Annotated in this window: 19 protein-coding genes and 1 tRNA gene; 7 read left to right on the top strand and 13 right to left on the bottom strand. The window is 71.6% G+C overall.

Going from position 1 to position 19,331, the window contains the following annotated elements; all coding sequences use genetic code 11:
* The 7 genes from EV186_RS13890 to EV186_RS13855 all read right to left on the bottom strand — a co-directional run bounded on the left by EV186_RS13890 (position 1) and on the right by EV186_RS13855 (position 9,517).
* Positions 1-1,149: a S1 family peptidase gene (locus EV186_RS13890; protein WP_243754027.1), complete on the bottom strand. Its 1,149-nt coding sequence runs from the start codon at positions 1,147-1,149 to the stop codon at positions 1-3.
* 176 nt (positions 1,150-1,325) lie between these two features.
* Positions 1,326-2,243: an NrfD/PsrC family molybdoenzyme membrane anchor subunit gene (nrfD, locus tag EV186_RS13885; protein WP_133849630.1), complete on the bottom strand. Its 918-nt coding sequence runs from the start codon at positions 2,241-2,243 to the stop codon at positions 1,326-1,328.
* Positions 2,240-3,133 (bottom strand): 4Fe-4S dicluster domain-containing protein, encoded by an 894-nt coding sequence (locus EV186_RS13880; protein ID WP_133849629.1) that lies wholly within the window; start codon positions 3,131-3,133, stop codon positions 2,240-2,242. Before EV186_RS13880 ends, nrfD begins: the two co-directional genes overlap by 4 nt.
* On the bottom strand, positions 3,133-6,375 hold the full coding sequence (gene fdh, locus EV186_RS13875; protein ID WP_243754026.1) for a formate dehydrogenase: 3,243 nt from the start codon (positions 6,373-6,375) through the stop codon (positions 3,133-3,135). Before fdh ends, EV186_RS13880 begins: the two co-directional genes overlap by 1 nt.
* 15 nt (positions 6,376-6,390) lie before the next feature.
* Entirely contained in the window at positions 6,391-8,133 is a 1,743-nt protein-coding gene (gene selB, locus EV186_RS13865; RefSeq protein ID WP_133849627.1) for a selenocysteine-specific translation elongation factor, read from the bottom strand.
* On the bottom strand, positions 8,124-9,410 hold the full coding sequence (gene selA / locus EV186_RS13860; protein ID WP_133849626.1) for an L-seryl-tRNA(Sec) selenium transferase: 1,287 nt from the start codon (positions 9,408-9,410) through the stop codon (positions 8,124-8,126). Before selA ends, selB begins: the two co-directional genes overlap by 10 nt.
* Positions 9,411-9,422: 12 nt before the next feature.
* Positions 9,423-9,517: transfer RNA gene (locus EV186_RS13855), tRNA-Sec, on the bottom strand.
* Between the two features lie 53 nt (positions 9,518-9,570).
* Between EV186_RS13855 and selD the strand changes: the two genes are divergently transcribed.
* Positions 9,571-10,563 carry a selenide, water dikinase SelD gene (selD, locus tag EV186_RS13850; protein WP_133849625.1) on the top strand — a complete coding sequence of 331 codons (993 nt, stop codon included), beginning with the start codon at positions 9,571-9,573 and terminating at the stop codon, positions 10,561-10,563.
* A 4-nt stretch (positions 10,564-10,567) separates the two neighbouring features.
* On the opposite strand, the gene EV186_RS13845 is transcribed toward selD, so the two are convergent.
* Positions 10,568-10,912 carry a DUF6292 family protein gene (locus EV186_RS13845; RefSeq protein WP_133849624.1) on the bottom strand — a complete coding sequence of 115 codons (345 nt, stop codon included), beginning with the start codon at positions 10,910-10,912 and terminating at the stop codon, positions 10,568-10,570.
* 229 nt (positions 10,913-11,141) lie between these two features.
* Between EV186_RS13845 and EV186_RS13840 the strand changes: the two genes are divergently transcribed.
* From EV186_RS13840 to EV186_RS13820, 5 genes are all read left to right on the top strand, one after another.
* The gene (locus EV186_RS13840; protein ID WP_133849623.1) at positions 11,142-11,942 is read left to right on the top strand and encodes an ANTAR domain-containing protein; all 801 of its coding nucleotides are present in this window, start codon (positions 11,142-11,144) and stop codon (positions 11,940-11,942) included.
* 170 nt (positions 11,943-12,112) lie between these two features.
* Positions 12,113-13,111 (top strand): carbon-nitrogen hydrolase family protein, encoded by a 999-nt coding sequence (locus EV186_RS13835; RefSeq protein ID WP_133849622.1) that lies wholly within the window; start codon positions 12,113-12,115, stop codon positions 13,109-13,111.
* Between the two features lie 51 nt (positions 13,112-13,162).
* Positions 13,163-13,522: a PRC-barrel domain-containing protein gene (locus EV186_RS13830; protein WP_133849621.1), complete on the top strand. Its 360-nt coding sequence runs from the start codon at positions 13,163-13,165 to the stop codon at positions 13,520-13,522.
* 100 nt (positions 13,523-13,622) lie between these two features.
* Positions 13,623-14,645, top strand: coding sequence for an NAD(P)/FAD-dependent oxidoreductase (locus tag EV186_RS13825; protein WP_133849620.1), 1,023 nt, complete (start codon positions 13,623-13,625; stop codon positions 14,643-14,645).
* Positions 14,646-14,648: 3 nt separating this feature from the next.
* Positions 14,649-15,533, top strand: a complete 885-nt coding sequence (locus EV186_RS13820) for an aminoglycoside phosphotransferase family protein (protein ID WP_243754025.1) — start codon at positions 14,649-14,651, stop codon at positions 15,531-15,533.
* On the opposite strand, the gene EV186_RS13815 is transcribed toward EV186_RS13820, so the two are convergent.
* On the bottom strand, positions 15,502-15,924 hold the full coding sequence (locus EV186_RS13815; protein WP_133849619.1) for an SRPBCC family protein: 423 nt from the start codon (positions 15,922-15,924) through the stop codon (positions 15,502-15,504). The two genes, EV186_RS13820 and EV186_RS13815, sit on opposite strands and share 32 nt — an antisense overlap.
* An 86-nt stretch (positions 15,925-16,010) precedes the next feature.
* On the opposite strand from EV186_RS13815, the gene EV186_RS13810 reads away from it, so the two are divergent.
* Positions 16,011-16,982, top strand: a complete 972-nt coding sequence (locus EV186_RS13810) for a magnesium transporter CorA family protein (RefSeq protein WP_133849618.1) — start codon at positions 16,011-16,013, stop codon at positions 16,980-16,982.
* Here the strand turns inward: EV186_RS13810 and EV186_RS39955 are convergent.
* The 4 genes from EV186_RS39955 to EV186_RS13795 form a co-directional block, all read right to left on the bottom strand.
* On the bottom strand, positions 16,979-17,245 hold the full coding sequence (locus tag EV186_RS39955) for a S41 family peptidase (protein WP_243754024.1): 267 nt from the start codon (positions 17,243-17,245) through the stop codon (positions 16,979-16,981). The two genes, EV186_RS13810 and EV186_RS39955, sit on opposite strands and share 4 nt — an antisense overlap.
* Entirely contained in the window at positions 17,242-17,763 is a 522-nt protein-coding gene (locus tag EV186_RS13805; protein WP_243754023.1) for a S41 family peptidase, read from the bottom strand. Before EV186_RS13805 ends, EV186_RS39955 begins: the two co-directional genes overlap by 4 nt.
* Before the next feature lie 10 nt (positions 17,764-17,773).
* A complete protein-coding gene (locus tag EV186_RS13800) occupies positions 17,774-18,853 on the bottom strand; it encodes an MFS transporter (RefSeq protein WP_243754022.1) in 1,080 nt (359 codons plus the stop codon).
* Positions 18,854-18,923: 70 nt separating this feature from the next.
* Complete coding sequence (locus EV186_RS13795) at positions 18,924-19,316, bottom strand: hypothetical protein (RefSeq protein ID WP_133849616.1); 393 nt, start codon at positions 19,314-19,316, stop codon at positions 18,924-18,926.
* Between the last annotated feature and the right edge of the window lie 15 nt (positions 19,317-19,331).

Here is a 19,331-nt window from a genome sequence, read left to right as displayed (position 1 = left end):
TCACGGCGCCGTGGTCACCAGCGTGAGCCCGTAGGTGGCCAGGATCGGGTTCACCGGCTGGAAGAACGTCGTCCCGCCGTAGGTGCAGTTCCCCGAACCGCCGGAGGTCACGCCCTGGGCCTGGTTGGCCGAGAGCCACGAACCACCGGAGTCGCCGGGCTCGGCGCAGACGTTGGTCTGGGTGAGCCCGTACACGGTGCCCTGCGGGTAGTTCACGGTCTGGTTCTTGGCCTGGATCGTGCCGCAGTGCATGCCGGTGGTGGAGCCGGACCGGCACACCGAGGCACCCTCGGGCATCTCGTTCGAGCCGGACACGTAGTAGTAATAGCCGTCGTAGCCGTACATGTAGCCGTACAGGTTCACCCCGCCCGCGGCGGCGACGTACGACCAGTCGTTGCCGGGGAAGGTCGAGGCCTGGAACGTGCCGAGCAGCGCGCCGTTCGAGTCGGTCGCGGTCGAGCCCGGGGTGCCGCAGTGCCCGGCCGACACGAACCCGTTGTAGACCGTGAAGCCGATCGAGCAGCGGGCCGCGTAGTTGATGTAGTACGGCAGCGCGCCGATGATGTCGGCCTTGGTGCGCGGGGATTCCGTGACCGTCTCGGTGCGCACCACGCCGTTGCCCAGCGCGGTCGCCTTGGCCACGAACGAGTCCACGGCCGCGGTCCGGGCCTTGGTGTTGACCGTGACCACGACGCTGTTGGTGCGGCTGTCGACGTGCCAGCCGGTGACCCCGGCGGGTGCTGCCTTGCCCGCCAGCGCGTCGATCCGGCTCTTCACGGCGTTCAGTTCGGCGGCGCTGTGCCTGACCGTGACCGTCTTGACGTCGGCGAGCCCGGCGGCCTTGGCCTTGTCGGTGCTCGCGACCACCAGGTGACCGCTGGCCGCGTCGAACCACGACCCGGCGTACGCGGCGCCGAGCGCGTCGCGGGCGGTCTTCTCCTGCTGCGCGGCGGTCGCTTCCTGGGCCAGCCGGGTGTTCACCTGGGTGGCGGTCAGGTGCAGGTCCCGCTGCATGGCGGCCATCTCGCTCGCGCTCACCTTGGGTGCGGCGTCGGCGCTGGGTGTCGCGTCGGCGGCGGCCGGCAGGGTCATGGCGGCGGCCACGGCCATGCTGCCCAACAGGGCGCAGGCCATCCTTCTTCTGATCATGGGGTGATCCCTTCCCTCGGTGCAGGGGTTCCGTTGGGGGAGAACACAATTGATCAATTGTCGGGGAATTCCCGACATGTACGGTAAGTCGTTCACCCGCCGGGACATACCGCCGAAGGGGTGGGTGCGTTTGGGCAGGAAGGCCGAACGAACGGGCTGAGGAGCGGGTGCGGTCGTCAGTGCCGGGCGGCGAGCCGCTCGCGCTGGGGCGTCACCACGTACTTCGGGTCCTTAGTGGACTCCACGCCCGCGTGGTAGACCCCGAACCGGGTGCAGATGCCTGCCGCGAGGTACGCGGCACCCGCGGCCACGGCGGCGACCCGGCTCCGCCTGCCGAACAACGACAGGCCGGCGCCGGTGGCCGTGAGGACCTTCGCCGCCTTGAGCAGCGTGCCCGGCCGGCCGCTGTGGTAGGGCTCCGACACCACGCCGAGCGACCGCTCCACGGTGGTCAGCGCCGCCGTCTCCATGGCCGCACCGAGGAGTCCGACACGCACCACCGGCCGGGTCGACGCCACGGGGGCGGCGACCAGGGCCATGCCCGCGCCCGACGACATCGCGCTGCCGGCGAACACGAACGGCAGGTACGGGTGCGCCTCGTGCCACGCGGGCACGGCCGTGTCGGCCAGCAGGACCGCCGTGTACGTGCACATCGCCGGGCCCAGGGCCCCGGCGCCCCACCCCGCCAGCGCGCCGAGCCGGGGGAAGATCCCGGTGAGCTGCGAGCCCGCGGCGGCCACCGCCAGCCCGCTGAACGGGGCCAGGATCCACGACCCCACCGACAGCGGCGAGGTCACCTTGAACACCCGCAACATGTTCAGGAACCGTTCCGGGCGCCCCAGGTCGTGGACCAACGCGCCGACGCTGCCCAGCGCGCCACCGGCCGCGGCCAGGTGGCCGATCTTCGCCAGTTCCGGGCGGCCGGTCAGCGTCGCGGCGGCGGCCATCGTCGCCGACGCGCCCGCCAGGCCACCGAGGAAGAGGTAGCCGGGGACGTCCGGCACCTTCCACGCGGGCGGCTTGAGGATCGGTTTGCCGTAGTAGGACCGGAATTCCGCCTGCGGCACCATCGCCTTCTCGCGCTTGGGGCTCATGAGCGCCCCAGGAACGCCCAGGCGACCCCGGCCGCCACGCTCGCCGCCGCCACGGCCGCGCGCTTCCACATCGCCGGCAGGTCGCGCGTCGTCACGACGGGATCCGGCGGCAGGCCGTACACCTCCGGCTCGTCCAGCAGCAGGAAGAACGCGCCGTCACCGCCCACGCCGTCGTCGGGATCGCGGCCGTACAGCCGCGCCTGTTCGACACCCTTCTCGTGCAGTTCTTCCAGGCGGCGGTCCGCGCGTTCCCGCAACTCGTCCAACGGTCCATATTGGATCGACTCGGTCGGGCACGCGGTCGCGCACGCGGGCTGGAGCCCGTCGCCGATCCGGTCGTAGCACAGCGTGCACTTCCACGCCCGGCCATCGCCTTCGCGCTTGCCGATCACCCCGTACGGGCAGGCTGGAACGCAGTAGCCGCAACCGTTGCAGATGTCGTCCTGCACCACGACGGTGCCGAACTCGGTGCGGAACAACGAACCCGTGGGACAGACGTCGAGGCACGCGGCGTGCGTGCAGTGCTTGCACACGTCACTGGACATCAGCCAGCGCACACCGTCGCGGTCGCCGGATTGGTCGTCGGTTTGCTTGGGCGCGCCGATCGTCGGCATCCCGATGTCCACGGCGGGGGCGGAGACCTTCTGCTCGACGAACGCCACGTGCCGCCACGTGTTCGCGGACAACTCGCCGGTGTTGTCGTAGGACAGGCCGAGCAGGTCGATCCCGTCCTCCGGAACGGAGTTCCACTCCTTGCACGCCACCTCGCAGGCCTTGCAGCCGATGCACACCGAGGTGTCGGTGAAGAACCCCATGCGTGGCGGGTGCCCGCCGGGGTAGCCGGCGTCCTGCGCCGGGTCGTCGAGCGGTCCGGAAAGCCGGTTGCCCATCACGGTCCTTCCTCGGGGACACCGGCGCGCCTGCGGTAGTCGTCCATGAACGTCAACAACCCCGGGCCACGCGGGCGCCGGCCCGGCCGGATGTCGCAGGTGGCCGCCTTCGCCTCCTGGATGTGCACGTTCGGGTCGAGCACCACGGACAGCAGCTCGTTGGCCGCGTCCCCTGTGGACAGTCCATTCGGGCCCCAGTGGTACGGCAGGCCCACCTGGTGGATGATGCGCCCCCGCACCCGCAGCGGCTTCATGCGCTCGGTCACCAGCACACGCGCCTCGATCGCGGTGCGCGCGGACACGATCGTCGCCCAGCCCATGTGCTCGAGCCCGCGCTGCTCGGCGAGGGCGGGGGAGACCTCGCAGAAGAACTCCGGCTGCAACTCCGACAGGTAGGGCAGCGTGCGGCTCATCCCGCCCGCGGTGTGGTGCTCGGTCAGCCGGTAGGTGGTGAACACGAACGGGAAGACGTCGCTGCCCGCGGGGTTGTAGCGGTTGTCGGGCCGGTCGTACGCCTCACGCGTCGGGTTCTCCCGCTGGCCGTACAGCGCGTTGTCCACAGGGGACTCGAACGGCTCGTAGTGCGTCGGCATCGGCCCGTCGGCCAGGCCGGCGGGCGCGAAGAGCCAGGCGCGGCCGTCGGTCTGCATGATGAACGGCTCGGCGCCGCCGATCCCGTCCTGCGCCCTCGCGTCCACCGGCGGCTCGTAGTCCGGTCGCTTGGTGGGCTCGAAGTCGGGCACGTCGGCGCCCGTCCACTTCTCTTCCTCGGCGTCCCACCACACGTAGCGCTTGCGCTCGCTCCACGGGTTGCCGTCGGGGTCGGCGGACGCCCGGTTGTAGAGGATCCGTCGGTTGGCCGGCCACGCCCAGCCCCACTCCGGGGCCACCCACGTCTGCTCCTTGCCGGGCTTGCGCCGGGCCGCCTGGTTCACGCCTTCGGCCCGCACTCCGCAGTAGATCCAGCAGCCGCTGCTGGTCGAGCCGTCGTCCTTGAGCTCGGTGTACGACGAGAGCGGGCCGTCCGGTCCCGAGCCGTTGATCTCGGCGAGCACCAGGTCGGCCGACGGCTCGGCCAGCGGGCCCTCCTCGCCGTAGTCCCACGCCAGGTCCAGCAGCGGCCGGTCGCGCACGTCCGTGCTGCCCGCGAGCTTCTCCCGGATGATCTTGCCGAGGTGGTAGTAGAACCACAGCTCGCTGCGGGCCTCGCCGGGCGGCTCGACCGCCTTGTGGTGCCACTGCAGCAGCCGCTGGGTGTTGGTGAAGCTGCCGTCCTTCTCGGTGTGCGCGGCGGCCGGCAGGAAGAAGACCTCGGTGGCGATCTCCTCGGTGGTCAGCTCGCCGGTCTCGATCTCCGGCCCGTCCTTCCAGAACGTGGCGCTCTCGATCAGCTGGAAGTCGCGCACCACCAGCCAGTCCAGGTTGGCCATGCCCAGGCGCTGCATCTTCGCGTTGGCCGAGCCGACCGCCGGGTTCTCCCCGACGACGAAGTAGCCCTTGCACTCGCCCTTGATCTGGCGCATCACGGTGTCGTAGGTGCCGTGGTTGCCGGTGATCCGCGGCAGGTAGTCGAAGCAGTAGTCGTTCGTCGCCGTGGCGTGCTCGCCCCAGTACGCCTTGAGCAGGCTGACCGTGTAGGCGCGCATGTTGCCCCAGAACCCGGTCTTGCCCGAGTCCTCGGCCACGAACCGGTCCAGGTCGAGGTGCTTCTCGGCGTGGGGCATCGGGATGTAGCCGGGCAGGATGTTGAACAACGTCGGGATGTCGGTCGACCCCTGGATGCTGGCGTGCCCGCGCAGGGCCAGGATGCCGCCGCCGGGGCGGCCGATGTTGCCCAGCAACGACTGCAGGATCGACGCGGTGCGGATGTACTGCGCGCCCACGGTGTGCTGGGTCCAACCGACCGCGTAGCAGAACGCGGTCGTGCGCTCGCGGCCCGAGTTCCGCGTGACCGCGTCGGCGACCTCGGCGAAGAGCTCCGGCGGCACCCCGCACACGTCCTGGACCAGTTCCGGCGTGTAGCGGGCGAAGTGGCGCTTGAGCACCTGGTAGACGCAACGCGGGTGCTGCAGCGTCGGGTCGTGGTGCGGCTTGGCCCGCATGGTGGCGCCGCCGCTGCCGTAGGACTCCGACCGTGCCGTCTCGCCGTGCTGCTCGCCGCCGTGATCGCCAGGGTGATCATCGCCGGGGTGGTCCTGGCGGTCACCCGCCGCGGCCGCCGCCTCGGCGTCCTCGTAGGCCCACGTCGTGTGGTCGTAGGTCCGGTTGTCCTTGTCGAAGCCGGAGAACAGGCCGTCGAGGTCCTCGGGGTCGGCGTAGTCGTCGCGCAGGATCGCCGAGGCGTTGGTGTAGGCGACCACGTACTCGCGGAAGTCGAGTTCGTTCTGCAGCACGTGGTTGACCAGGGCGCCCAGGAACACGATGTCGCTGCCCGCGCGCAGGGGCACGTGCACGTCGGCCACCGCGCTGGTGCGGGTGAACCGCGGGTCCACGTGGATGATCTTCGCGCCGCGCCGCTTGGCCTCCATCACCCACTGGAACCCAACGGGGTGGCACTCGGCCATGTTCGAGCCCTGGATGACGATACAGTCAGCGTTCTGCAGGTCCTGCTGGAACGTCGTGGCGCCGCCGCGACCGAAGGAAGTACCCAGACCGGGCACCGTAGCGGAGTGTCAAATACGGGCCTGGTTCTCGATCTGCACCGCACCGAGCGCGGTGTAGAGCTTCTTCATCAGGTAGTTCTCTTCGTTGTCCAGCGTCGCGCCGCCGAGGCTCGCGATGCCCATGGTGCGGCGCAGCGTGCAGCCGTCGTCGTTGGTGTCCTGCCAGACCTCACGCCGGGTCTTGATGACCCGGTCGGCGATCATGTCCATGGCCTTGTCGAGCGGCAGGCGCTCCCAGTCGGTGCCGTGCGGGCGCCGGTAGAGGACCTCGCTGATCCGCGACGGGCTGGTGACCAGCTGCTTGCTCGCCGAACCCTTGGGGCACAGGCGACCACGCGAGATCGGCGAGTTCGGGTCGCCCTCGATCTGGGTGACTTCGCCGTCCTTGACGAACACCTGCTGTCCGCAGCCGACCGCGCAGTACGGGCAGACGGACTTGACGACCTTGTCGGCGGTGCTGGTGCGCGGGGTCAGCGCGGCGGAGCGCTGCGACTGCACCGCGGCGCCGCGTCCCAGCTTGTCGGGACCGGTGGCCTGACGGACCACCGGCCAGCCGAGAAACCACTGGCGCGCACCCACGATTGAGGAATTTAGTCACTCCGGGGCAATCACGCAGGTCCGGTTGCCCAGCGCGTCGCGACGGGTCCGGCCAATTCGGTCAAGCAGCTCCAGGAGCGGCACCGCGACCCGTCTGCTGGTGCCCAGCGCCATGCGGGCCGCGCTGACCGAGAAGGGCTGGTCCAGGGCTTGCAACACCGCCATGGCGCGGTCCGGGGCGTCCGGCAGGAGCACCACGGTGTCAGTGACCCGCGTCACAAAACCCGCTCGCTCGGCGGCCGCCAGTTCGGCCACGCCGAGGCCCAGCTCGCGCAGCCGCTCGACGTCCGGCGCGGCGAACGGGTCGTCGGCCAGCTGGGCGCGGACCTGGTCGATCGCGCGGGTCAGGGCGGCGGGCAGCGCGCGATCCGGTTCCTTGCGCACGAGTCCACCCGAGACGGCCAGGCCCGCTCGTTCGACGATCGGCGCGGCCAGCGCGACGTCGGGCAGGTCGAGCCGGCCGGCCAGGGTTTCGAGCGGCATGCCGGGCCGCAGCGGGTGTTCGGAGAGCCAGGCGTCCAACGCAGGGGCCGCCCTCTCGATCCGGTCGCGCAGGGCGTCCGGATCGACGTGCCAGTCGCCCACGAAGGGCTCGGAGGGCGGGGTGAGCCCGGCCCGGCGGAGCTGATCCGCGTGCCGGAAACCGTGCTGCGCCACCAAGAACCGGGCCGGATCGGTGACGTCGGCGAGTGCGGCCGCGCGGCGGGCGGCGGCCCCGGAACGCCGCAACGGCGGGGGATCGAGGTCCAGGACGTCCGCCCCGGCCGCGATCGCGTGCTGTCCGGGATCACGCAACACCACGCGATCGCCGATCCGCAGCGGCAACGGCGACCGCAACTGAAGCCGCGCCGCGCGGGGATCCAGCGCCCGCACTCGCACTGGGACGGCGGCCGAGCCGATGTGCAGTACCAGTTCCGACGGCAGCCGGGCCGGCTTGGTCAGCCGGACGTCGATCGTGTCCGTGTGGTCCCACGCGCCCGGCGTGAGCAGTGCGCTGCCCCGGGCGAGCTGCCCGGCCTCGACGCCGCGCAGGTTCACCGCGACGCGCGCGACCGCGGCCGCCGCTTCGACCGGTTCGCCCAGCGACTGCACTGACCGTGCGATCGCCGTGTGCCCGGCGGGCAGCGCGAACTTGTCGCCCACGGCGATCGACCCGGCGGCGAGTGTCCCCGTGACGACCGTGCCCGCCCCGGACACGCTGAACACGCGGTCCACCCACAGCCGCACGTCGGCGTCCGGGTCGGCGTCGGGCAGGGTGAGCCGCCGCAACGCCGCGCGCAGCTCGGCCAGGCCGGCGCCGGTGACCGCGCTGACCGCCACCGACTCGACGGTGCCGAGGCTCGTCGCGGCGATGCGTTCCAAGGCATCCGCGCGGGCCGGCTCGGGGTCGGCGAGGTCGGCGCGGGTGATCGCGAGCAGCCCGTGCCGCACGCCGAACGCGTCCAGCACGGCGAGGTGCTCGCTGGTCTGCGGCATCCACCCGCCGTCCGCGGCGACCACGAACAGCACCGCGGGCACCGGCCCGACCCCGGCGAGCATGGTGGGCACGAACCGCTCGTGCCCGGGCACGTCCACGAACGCGACCCGCTCGCCGTCGAGGTCGGTCCACACGTAACCGAGCCCGATGGTCAGGCCGCGGCGCCGCTCCTCGGCCCACCGGTCGGGTTCCATCCCGGTGAGCGCCCGCACCAGCGTGGACTTGCCGTGGTCGACGTGGCCCGCCGTGGCGATCACGCGCATGCGGCTACCGCGGCGACGAGCGCGTCCTCCTGCTCGGACCGGATCGTGCGCAGGTCGAGCAGGCATCGGCCCTGTTCGACCCGGCCCACCACGGGAATCGCGCCCATGCGCAGCAGTGGCGCGTAGTGCGCGGGCACCGCGATGGCGACGCTCGGCAACGTCACGCCCGGCGCGCCGCCACCGCCGACGGCGGCACGGGACGGCACGACCGCGGCCGGCACCCCGTGCTCCCACAACCGGTCCATCAACGCCTGCGCGCGCTGTTCGAGGGCCGGGAGTTCGGCGTTCAAGGCGGCGAGCACCGGCGGTTCGGGGCCACGCAACGTCGCCTCCAGGGCGGCCAGCGTCAGCTTGTCCACCCGCATGGCCCGCGCGGCCGGGTGTCGCCGCAGCCGCTCCACGAGGTCCGCGTCGCCGAGCAGCAGTCCGGCCTGGGGCCCGCCGAGCAGCTTGTCGCCGCTGGCCGTGACCAGCGTGGCGCCGTCGCGCAGGGCCGTCGCCGCGTCGGGTTCGTCGGGCAGCAGCGGGTGCGGGCGCAGCAGCCCGGAGCCGATGTCCACCACCAGGGGCACGCCCAGCTCGGCCAGTTCGCTGGTCGGCACGCTCGCGGTGAAGCCGGTGACCAGGAAGTTCGACGGGTGGATCTTGAGCACGAACCCCGTGTCCGGGCCGATGGCCCCGGCGTAGTCGGCCACCGTGGTGCGGTTCGTGGTGCCGACTTCGCGCAACCGGGCCCCGGCGGAGGTGAGGAGGTCCGGGATGCGGAACCCGTCGCCGATCTCCACCAGTTCGCCCCGGCTCAGCACGATTTCCTTGCCTGGCGCCAAAGTCAGCGCGGTCAGCAGGAGCGCGGCGGCGTTGTTGTTGACCACGTGCACGCCGCCGGCGTCGGGCACCGCGTCGGCCAGCGCGGCCACGGTGTCGCGTCCGCGCCGGGCCCGTTTGCCGGTGGCCAGGTCTAACTCGACGTCGGTGGTTCCGGCCGCGTCCTGGATCGCCGTGACGGCCGCGGCGGACAACGGCGCACGGCCGAGGTTCGTGTGCACGAGGACGCCGGTCGCGTTGATCACCGGGCGGGCGCCGGTCGGCTGGGCCAGGTCGTCGAGCACGGCGGTCACCACGTCATCGGGTGCGAGCACCCCGGTGCGGGCGCGGCCTTGCGCGGCGTGGATGGCCCGTTTCACCGCGTCACGGCCGCGTGTCTCCAGGTAGGGCGCGAGGCGGGGGTCGGCGAGCACCTTGTCGGTGCCGGGCACCGCACGCCTGGCGTCGGTCACGACCGTCCACCGTGGCGGAGGCGGACGGGAATCGAACCCGCCAGCGACAGCTGCTGCCGCTCAACGGTTTTGAAGACCGCGCCGGTCACCAGGCCGGATACGCCTCCCCGCGACATGGGCCAATAGTGCCAACAGACTCGGCGCGGGGCAGCATTGGGGCATGACGACGACCGCGATCCGGCTCACCCAGTACGCCCACGGCGGTGGCTGCGCGTGCAAGATCCCGCCCGGCGAACTGGAGCAGGCGGTCGCCGGTCTCGTTCCCGCGACCGGCCGCGGGGACCTGCTGGTCGGCCTCGACGACGGCGACGACGCGGCCGTCGTCTCGCTGCGGCCGGGTCTGGCCATCGTCGCGACCACGGACTTCTTCACGCCGGTGGTCGACGACCCGTACGACTGGGGCCGGATCGCGGCGGCCAACGCCCTCTCCGACGTCTACGCCATGGGCGGCAGCCCGCTGGTCGCGCTGAACCTGCTCGCGTGGCCGCGGGACGTGCTGCCGCTCGAATTGATGACCGAGGTACTGCGGGGCGGGCTCGACGTCGCCACGCAGGCGCAGTGCCACGTCGCGGGCGGGCACTCGATCGACGACCCGGAACCCAAGTACGGCATGGCCGTCACCGGCACCGCCGACCCGGACCGGTTGCTGCGCAACGACGCCGCGCGCCCCGGCCTGCCGTTGTCGTTGACCAAACCGCTGGGTGTGGGCGTGCTCAACAACCGGCACAAGGCCACCGGTGAGATCTTCGCCGAGGCGGTGGCGACCATGGCCGCGTTGAACCGGGACGCCGCCCAAGCGGCACTCGCCGCGGGCATCCGGGCCGCCACGGACGTGACGGGCTTCGGGTTGCTCGGTCACGTCTACAAGATGGCCCGCGCCAGCGGCGTCACCGCCGTGCTCGACGCGGCCGCCGTGCCGTACCTGGCCGGGGCGCGCGCGGCCGCGGCGGACGGGTTCGTCAGTGGCGGCACCCGCCGCAACCTCGACTGGGTGCGTCCGTACACCGACCTGTCCCGGGTGGACGAACTCGAGGCGCTGCTGCTCGCCGACGCGCAAACCTCGGGCGGGCTGCTGCTGGCCGGGGAGATCCCGGGCGCGCCGGTGATCGGCGAGCTGGTCCCGCGCGGCGAGCACGCGGTCGTCGTCAGATGAGTGGTCAGATGAACTGTCTCAGCCGGCCGAAGTCGGCGGGCGCGCACACGGGCGGGTCCAGCTGACCGGCGGGCTCGCCGGCGAGCACCCGCTTGGTGAACGCGACGACGTCCGCGGACACCGGCAGCGGGTCGGGGCCGAAGTAGGCGAGCACCAGCATGTCCTCGCCGGAGTGCGTCTCCACGACGGCGGCCCAGCCGTGCCGTACGTCCCACACGAGCGCCATGTCGTTGCGCCCGCGGTGTTGTTCGAGCGCCACGTAGGCGGTCGGTTCGTCGCCCAGTTCGCACCAAGTGGACTCGGGCCCGACGCCGAGGCCCTCGCCGACTCGGTGGACGTAACGTGTCAAGGCACGCAAAGCGGTGCTGTCACCGTTCAATGCGGTGGCGAAGTGTGGTCTTATCGCTGTCATGCGGGCGGCTCCCGGCGATTCGGGGCAGGGGCCGATGGTCGAGTCGGTCGACGCGGGCACCCGCCCGGGGGAACGGCTCGCTGCTCAACCGTGGGAATTAGCGTAACCCTTTCGGGGGAAGCTGCAACTTCATCTGGGGACCATCGGTGCAGGTGAGAGGACGACCATGACCACCGAGTTCGACGAACGGGAGTGGGAACTGGAGCGCGCGGAGTTCCTGGCTCACCACAGCGTGGACACCGGTCCGCTGGCGGGCCAGTTCGCCGAGCTGACCAGGGCGTTGCTGTCGGCGCCCACCGTGGCGGGCGCGCTCGAGCAGGTGGCTCAGGCCGCCGTGGCCGTGTTGCCGGGCGCCGATTTCGTCAGCGTGACCCTGCGCTCACCGGACGGCACGTTCCACACGCCCGTCGCGACCCACCAGGTCGCGGTCGAACTCGACCTCGTGCAGTATGAGGCGCAAGAGGGACCGTGCGTGGCCTGCGCGGAACCCACCGGCCCCGCGCTCGCCTACAGCGCGGATCTGGCCGACGACGGCAAGTGGCCGAAGTGGGGCCCGATCGCCCTGAGCGCCGGCGTCGGCTCGGTCCTGGCCACCACGCTGTTGCCCAGCGCCCGCCCTCCTAGATCCACCGGCGCGCTGAACGTCTACTCCTGGAAGGCACACGGCCTCGACCGGGCCGACCACACCACCGCATTGCTGCTCGCCACGCACGCATCGCTCGCGCTGGCGCACACCCAGGCCGTCGAGTACGCCGAACTGCAGGCCGAGCAACTGCGCAAGGCCATCGACTCGCGTGACGTGATCGGCCAGGCCAAGGGCATCCTGATGGACCGCCGCGGCATCACCGGCGACCAGGCGTTCGACCTGCTGCGCCGGATGTCGCAGGACCTCAACGTCAAACTGGCCGAACTGGCCCTCACCCTCGCCACCCGCCACACGGAACTGGACCTCCCGCCGGTGGAGTAAGTACTCTCGGGTCCGGCGTGACCTAACGCCGAACCCCGCACCGGCCGCCCCCAGCGCGGCCAGGATCCTTCGGGGCAAAGGGACCTTCGTCGTCTCGGGTCGCGGTCACCGACCAGCCGCTTCGCGCGGTGTCGCTGGGGGATGGGCGCGCGAGGCGTTTGGAAGGCCCGATGACTGCCAACAAGAGCTTGAAGCGCCGGGTTCGCGCACGCGCGGCCAAGACCGGCGAGTCCTACACCGCGGCCCTGCGGCACCTCCGCACGACCGGAGAAGTGGCCACGCCGGAGCCGAAACGAGTGCGTATCGCGATCGCGCAGAGCCCGCTCTGCGCGGATCCGGGTGACACCGCCGCGCTCGCCCACACCGCGACCGTGGTACGGCTGCTGATGCGCCAGGCCGCGCAGCGCGGGGCGCGGGTGCTGCACCTGCCCGAGGGGGCGTTGTGCTCGCCGCACAAGGCGATCATGTCGTCGACCGGTCCTGACCGGATCGGCCCGGCCGACTGGTCGCGTGCCGACTGGGCGGCGTTGCGCCGCGAGCTGACCGCGATCGCGGCGCTGGCTGGCGAACTGCGCCTGTGGACCGTGCTGGGGTCGGTGCACCCGCTGACCCCGCCGCACCGTCCGCACAACAGCCTGTACGTGGTGTCCGACAACGGCTCGATCGTCACGCGCTACGACGAGCGGATGTTGTCCAACACCAAGGTGTCGCATATGTACGCGCCGGGCACGGAACCGATCACCTTCACCGTGGACGGCGTCCGCTTCGGCTGCGCGCTGGGCATGGAATCGCACTTCGCCGAGCTTTTCGCTGAGTACGAGCGCCGGGACGTGGACTGCGTGCTGTTCTCGACGACTGGCGAACCCGACGGCCAAGTGTTCGCGGCGGAAGCGCTGGCGCACGCGGCCACCAACAGCTACTGGGTGAGCTATGCGGCGCTGGCCGGGTCGAGCGCGCCGTCCGGCCTCGCCGGACCGGACGGGCGGTGGGTGGATCGCGGCCCGGCCGACGGTTCGGCCGCTGTGGTGGTCACCGACCTGGACGAGTCGGCCGAGTCGGTGGAGGTGGCGGTGTTCAAGGCCCGGCCCTGGCGGCGGACCGCCCGCTCGGGCGTCTACGCCGACCACGTCGTCACCGATCCCCGCAGCCAGGATCGCGGCGTCGTCTGATCACCCCGACGGGTGGGTTCACGAACAGCCGGTCCAGGGTAGCCAGCGGGTATGACGTTTCCGGCGGAGAACATCCGAGACTGGGTCGGCCTGCCCGTGGTCGACGTTGCCGAGGACAAGGTGGGCACCCTCGAGGCGGTCTACTTCGACACGAGCAGCGACGAACCGGCGTTCGGCACCATCAAGGTCGGCATGCTCGGCAAGCACCGGCTGGTGTTCGCGCCGCTGGCGGGCGCGGTGGTGACGCCGAAGCACCTCAAGGTGACCCCGGCCAAGAAGATGATCAAGGACGCACCGTCGATCGACGTGGACGGCGAGCTGACCAGCGAAGAGGAACCGCAGGTCTACGCCCACTACGGGCTGACGTACCGGCCGGGCGCGACCGGCGAGCGACGCCTCGGCCGCCGGTAGCCATCGACGCCTCGGCTGCCGGTCGCCGGTGCGCGGGTCGCCGGTTGCCTTGCCGTTAACGGCTCGGTCGGCGGTAGTCGCGTGTGGCACGCTGACGAGGGTGCGCGTGATCATCGTGGGGAGTGGGGTCGCCGGGGCGTCGGTGGCCTGGCACCTGGCCAAAGCCGGTGTCTCGGTGCAGGTCGTGGACGCGGGTCGCGAGGGCGCCGCCACTGCTGCGGGCGCCGGGATCGTCAGCCCTTGGACATCGCGGCGGCACGAGGGCTACCCGCTCGCCGAGGCCGCCGGCGCCTACTACCCGGAACTCGCCGCGGCCGTGCCGGGCACCTCCTACGAAGTCGTCGGCGGGCTGGTCGTCTCGGCTTCGCCGGACGAGCTGGACGAGGCGGAGCAGCGGCTGGCCGGGCGCCCGGCCGGTGCCGTGACGCGGTTGACCCCGGAGCAAGCCCGCGAACTGTTCCCGCCGCTGGCACCGTCGCTCGCGGCCGTGCACGTGTCCCGCGCGGGCCGGGTCGACGGTCGCAGGCTGCGTTCGGCGCTGCTGGCGGCCTCCGGCGCCGAGTTGATCTCCGGTCGGGTCACCCTCGACGGCGGCCTGCGGGTCGACGGCGTCGCCCACGGCGCCGACGCGGTGGTCCTCGCCGCGGGTGCCTGGACGAGCGAGCTGGTCGACCTGCCGGTCGCGCCGCAGCGCGGGCAGATCAGCCACTTCTCCTTGCCTGGCACCGACACCGCTTCATGGCCGGTCGTGTTGCCGGTGTCCAGCCACTACCTGTTGGCGTTCCCCGGCTCGCGGGTCGTCGCCGGGGCCACCCGCGAAACCGGGTCCGGCTTCGACCACCGGGTGACGGCGGCGGGGCAGGCCGAGGTGTTGTCCCACGCGCTCGCCGTCGCCCCCGGGCTGGCCACGGCGACCTTGCTGGAGACCAGGGTCGGGTTCCGCCCGGCCAGCCCGGACGGCGAACCCCTGCTGGGTCAGCTCGACGAAAACCTCTACGTGGCAACGGGTTTCGGCCCCGGTGGGCTGACGCTGGCGCCGTACGCGGGGCGGCTGGTCGCCGACCTCGTCCTCGGTCGCGATCCCGGCTTCGACCTCACGCCCTACCGGCCGGATCGCTTCTGACGCATGCGGATGCACGCCGACGAGTTCGACATCACGCCGGAATTGGTGGTCGGCCTGCTCGCCACCCAGTGTCCACAATGGGCAGACCGGCCGGTGCGCCGGGTGGCTTCCTCGGGCACGGAGAACGCCTTGTTCCGCATCGGCGACGACCTGGTCGCCCGCCTGCCGCGGCTGCCACGCGCGATCGACGCGATCATCGCCGAGCGCGACCTGCTGACCCGGCTCGCGCCGCACCTGCCGGTGACCGTGCCGGAGCCGGTGCACGAGGGCACGCCCGCAGCCGGGTTCGCCGCGCCGTGGTCGGTCTACCGCTGGCTGGACGGGACGAATCCCGTCGAGGGTTCGGTGACGGTGCCCTTCGCCCGCGACCTGGCGCGGTTCGTCCTGGCGTTGCGGGAGATCGAGCCGGACGGCCCCCGCGCGGGCCGCGGCGGAGCCCTCGCCGCCCGCGACTCCTACGTCCGCGCGGCCATCGCCGAACTCGACGGCCGCATGGACACGGCCGCGATCACCGAGGTGTGGGACGCGGCGCTGCTCCTGCCCGACACCGACGAGGTCGCCTGGCTGCACGGCGACCTGTCCCCGGGCAACCTCCTGACGCACGACGGCAGGCTCGCCGCCGTGATCGACTTCGGCACCACGGGCACCGGCAACCCCACGGTCGACCTGATCCCGGCCTGGAACCTGATGGGACCCGACGCCCGCGCGGCGTTCCGCGCCGAACTGGCCGTCGACGACGTGACGTGGGAGCGCGGGCGGGCGTGGGCCCTGTCGATCGCGCTGCTGCAACTGCCGTACTACTGGGACACCAACCCGGGCCTGGTCGCCAACGCCAGGTACGTGGTCGACCAGGTCCTCAGCGCTCGGCCCGCTCGACCGCGGACTTGATGCCCTGCAACGTTTCCCGCAGTCCGTCGTCCACCCGGCCGCCCTCGGTGCGTTCGGTGTGCAGCTCCACTTCCAGCGTCGAGGTGCCCTCGCTGGAGCCGGGGGAGACGTGCAGCTTGCCGTGGTAGTCGTGCGGGCCGGGGGCGCCCCATTCCAGGGTCTTGCCCTGTTCGAGCACGTGGATCCACGCCTCGCCTTCGACGTCCTGGTCGCCGGGACCGGGCGTGTCCTTGTCCTCGAGGTGCGCGGTCACCTCGACCTTGTCGCCGCCGGCGGGCTTCGCCGAGGTCAGCCGGGGCATGTAGTCCGGGAGGTGCCGGACGTCGGCCAGGTAGTCGAAGAGCCGCGCAGGCGGGACGTCGACGGTGATCGTGTTGTCGTAGTCACCCATGGGCCGGGGTTACCCAGACCCGCCTGTCCGGAACATGTGAGCGGGGCTGGACGGCGATTCGGCTGAGCCGTCATTACGGTGATCGGATGGCACGAACGCGGGCATATCGCAACGGCACGGTCGAGGCCGAAGGCTTCCCGGTCAAGGACGTCTCCGACTGGCTCGGTGATCCCGGCGTCGTGGTGTGGGTCGACTTCTGCCGCCCGACCGCGGCCGACCTCGCGGAGATCGCCGACGAACTCGGCCTGCACGCCCTCGCCGTCGAGGACGCGCTCGAAGAGCACCAGCGGCCCAAGCTCGACCGCTACGAGTCGCATTCGTTCCTCACCGCCTACTGCGTGAACTTCCACGCCGAGGACGGCGAGGTGAGCAAGGCCGAGGTGGACGCGTTCGTCACGCCCAACGCCCTGGTCACCGTGCGCAAGGACGAGGGCTTCCCGATCGACGAGGTGGTGGCCCGCTGGGACGGCGCGGCCGACCTGGCCAAGAGCGGGGTCGCGTACCTGCTGCACGGCCTGCTCGACTACATCGTCGACGGGCACTTCGAAGCGGTGCAGGCGCTGGACGACCAGATCGAGCGTCTCGAGGACGACGTGTTCGAGGAGAGCACCCAGTACGGCGCGATGCAGCGCCGCTCGCTGCGGCTGCGCAAGAGCCTGACGGCGCTGCGCCGTGCCGTGCTGCCGATGAACGAGGTCATCAGCGCGGCCATGCGCCACGACCTGCGCATCGTCGACGACGTGATGATGCCCTACTTCCAGGACGTCCACGACCACGCGCTGCGCGCGGCCGAGTGGACCGACAGCCTGCGCGAGCTCATCAACACCGTCCGGGAGACGCAGCTGAGCCTGCAGGGCAACCGGATGAACATGATCATGAAGAAGGTCACGAGCTGGGCCGCGATCATCGCGATCCCGACGGCCGTCACCGGCTTCTACGGCCAGAACGTCCCATACCCGGGTTTCCAAGCGGCGTCGGGGTTCTGGACGTCGACGGCCGTGATCGTGGTGCTGGCGGTCGGGCTCTACTTCGTCTTCCGCAAGCGCGACTGGCTCTAGCCGAGCTCCGCCAACGCGCTCCGCGCCTGCTCGGCGATCTTCCGCCGCGGCCCGTCCTCACCCAGGTCGAGCACGTGCCGCAGCGCCGGCCGGTAGGCGGCGTCGAACGCTTCGGAAGCAGGCACCTCGATATGTGGTTGCACGCCGGTGCCCTCCCAATTGGTGCCCGAGATCGGGTTGATCGCGCGCCCGATCGGGATGGTCGCTTCGAGGTGTGCGCTCACGCGGTGCGAGTCGCAGGGGTTCGCGCCGCCGCCGGTCACCTCGCCGACCAGCGTCGCGCGCTCCAGCTCACGCAGGTTGTTCGCCAGCTCCTCACCTCCGTCGCGGGGTCGCCGCCGCCGTTGCGGCGCAGGTCGATGATCAGCACGTCGGTGCTCGCGACGAGGTTCATCGCGGCGACGATCGCCGGTCCGGCGATGGCGGCCATGTGCATGGCGCGCAGGTCGAGCAGCCCGATGTTGCCCGCCAGGCGGCGCACGGCGGCAATCCCGAAACCGTCGAGCTCGGCCTCGGCCCGGTACTCCGCCTCGTCGAAGAACTCCTCGCGGTCGGGGATCTCCGCCGCCCGGTACCGCAGCCGCAAGTGCTTGTCGCCGTTGAGGGATTGCAGGTCCGCGGTCACCACGGCCGCGAACGACGCCTCGTCGGCGAGGTCCGCGTAGGCGCCCTCGGCCAGCCGCTGCGCCAGCACGTCCGCGATCTTCGCGCCTTGGGCCGGGAACACGTACCGCTCCCCGACCAACGTCCGCACTGCCTCGATCTGTTCGCCCCAGTCCATGGGGCTCAACCTAACGAAGCACGCGCGCGAACACCCCGATTCCGACGGTCAAGGCGGTGACCAGGATGAACGACACCGACAGGCTGCTGCCCTGGGCGATCGCGCCCACCGCGGACGGCGCCACCAGTCCCGCCGTGTAGGTGATCGCGGCGACGCCGGCGATGGCCTGACCCGGGTTCGGCCCGCGGTGCCCGGCCGCGGCGAAGGCCAGCGGCACGACCACCGCCACGCCGACGCCGAGCAACGCGAAGCCCGCCATTGCCACCCACGGCTGTCCCGCGATCACGACCAGGACCCCGCCGACCGCGGCCGTCACGCCGCTGACTCGCACCGTGGGCACGGCACCGAGCCGGTTCACCACCGCGTCCCCGCAGATCCGGGCCACGGCCATCGTCACGGTGAAGCCGGCGGTCGCCGCCGCGGCCATCCCGGCCGACGCGCTCAGCACGTCACGCAGGTAGACCGCCGACCAGTCCAGGCTCGCGCCCTCGGCGAACACGGCGCAGAACCCGACCGCACCGATCAGGATCGCCGATCGCGGTGGCAGGGCGAAGGGCGGCGGTGCCACGTCGTCTTCCTCCGGGTGCAGGTCCAGCACGAACCGGACCGCGATGAGGCCCGCGACCGTCAGCGCGAACGCCGCGATGGCGTGGTGGACCTGGGCATTCAGCCCGAGGTGCGCGGCGAGCGCGCCCGCCGACGAGCCGATCAGCGTGCCCACGCTCCACATGCCGTGCAGCCCGGACATGATCGACTTCCCGGCACGCTTCTCCACTTCGACGCCCAGCGCGTTCATGGCCACGTCGGAAAGCCCGGACGACGCGCCGTAGACCAGCAGGGCCAGGCACAACGTGAGCAACCCGGTGGCCAGCGACGGCAGCACCAGCGACAACGTCCACATCGCGAGCAGCACCCGCAGCGTCGCCCGCGTGCCGAAGCGGTGGGTGAGCCCGCTGGTCACCGGCATCGCGAGCGCGGCACCGATCGCGGGGCAGGCCAGTGCGAGGCCGAGCTGACCGGCGCTGACACCCGCGTGGTCCTGCAGCCACGGCACCCGGGTGGCGAACGACCCGGTGACCGCGCCGTGCACGCAGAAGACCGCGGCGATCGCGCGCCGCGCGGTGCGAACGTCGAGAACGGGGCTGCTCAGAAGGGGTCGCTCAGAACTGGTCGGAGCTCGTCAGCTCGTGCTCCATGGCGTCGGCCCGGTGGACCAGCGCTTCGAGCGGGGCGACGAACTCTTCCTGGATGCTCATGTCCGAGAGCGGCACCGTGTGCTTGAGCAGCGCGACGCCGTCGACGACGGCCGCGCCGCCGATGATCGACGAACCCGAGAGCTCCAGGAACTTCCGCAGGTCGATCTTGTCGGCCCAGCCCACCGGCGAGGAGAGCTCCACCCAGTCCACGTGGTCGTCGCCGGTCACGTGGTGCATGGTGACCTGCTGGTTGCGGTCGTCCCTGGTGTCGAGGCGGAACCGCACCCAGCCGTCGGTGTCCTCCATGACCTCGTACCGAACCCTGACGTAGTTGATCACATCGGTCCAGGTGGTCACTCTCATCGCCTTTCG

It is taken from the genome of Labedaea rhizosphaerae (assembly GCF_004362825.1).
Lineage (GTDB): Bacteria > Actinomycetota > Actinomycetes > Mycobacteriales > Pseudonocardiaceae > Labedaea > Labedaea rhizosphaerae.
The sequence above is the reverse complement of the archived record's forward strand: the minus strand, read 5'-3'. Positions and strand labels throughout refer to the sequence as shown.

What these genes read in the sequence shown, in the direction of transcription:
- EV186_RS13840 (WP_133849623.1), top strand. Translation starts at nt 11,142, where the DNA reads ATGACCACCGAGTTCGACGAACGGGAGTGGGAACTGGAGCGCGCGGAG.
- EV186_RS13880 (WP_133849629.1), bottom strand. Translation starts at nt 3,133, where the DNA reads ATGGGCAACCGGCTTTCCGGACCGCTCGACGACCCGGCGCAGGACGCC.
- EV186_RS13805 (WP_243754023.1), bottom strand. Translation starts at nt 17,763, where the DNA reads ATGGACTGGGGCGAACAGATCGAGGCAGTGCGGACGTTGGTCGGGGAG.
- selB (WP_133849627.1), bottom strand. Translation starts at nt 8,133, where the DNA reads ATGCGCGTGATCGCCACGGCGGGCCACGTCGACCACGGCAAGTCCACG.
- EV186_RS13815 (WP_133849619.1), bottom strand. Translation starts at nt 15,924, where the DNA reads ATGGGTGACTACGACAACACGATCACCGTCGACGTCCCGCCTGCGCGG.
- selD (WP_133849625.1), top strand. Translation starts at nt 9,571, where the DNA reads ATGACGACGACCGCGATCCGGCTCACCCAGTACGCCCACGGCGGTGGC.
- EV186_RS13820 (WP_243754025.1), top strand. Translation starts at nt 14,649, where the DNA reads ATGCGGATGCACGCCGACGAGTTCGACATCACGCCGGAATTGGTGGTC.
- EV186_RS13835 (WP_133849622.1), top strand. Translation starts at nt 12,113, where the DNA reads ATGACTGCCAACAAGAGCTTGAAGCGCCGGGTTCGCGCACGCGCGGCC.
- nrfD (WP_133849630.1), bottom strand. Translation starts at nt 2,243, where the DNA reads ATGAGCCCCAAGCGCGAGAAGGCGATGGTGCCGCAGGCGGAATTCCGG.
- EV186_RS13810 (WP_133849618.1), top strand. Translation starts at nt 16,011, where the DNA reads ATGGCACGAACGCGGGCATATCGCAACGGCACGGTCGAGGCCGAAGGC.
- EV186_RS13890 (WP_243754027.1), bottom strand. Translation starts at nt 1,149, where the DNA reads ATGATCAGAAGAAGGATGGCCTGCGCCCTGTTGGGCAGCATGGCCGTG.
- EV186_RS13830 (WP_133849621.1), top strand. Translation starts at nt 13,163, where the DNA reads ATGACGTTTCCGGCGGAGAACATCCGAGACTGGGTCGGCCTGCCCGTG.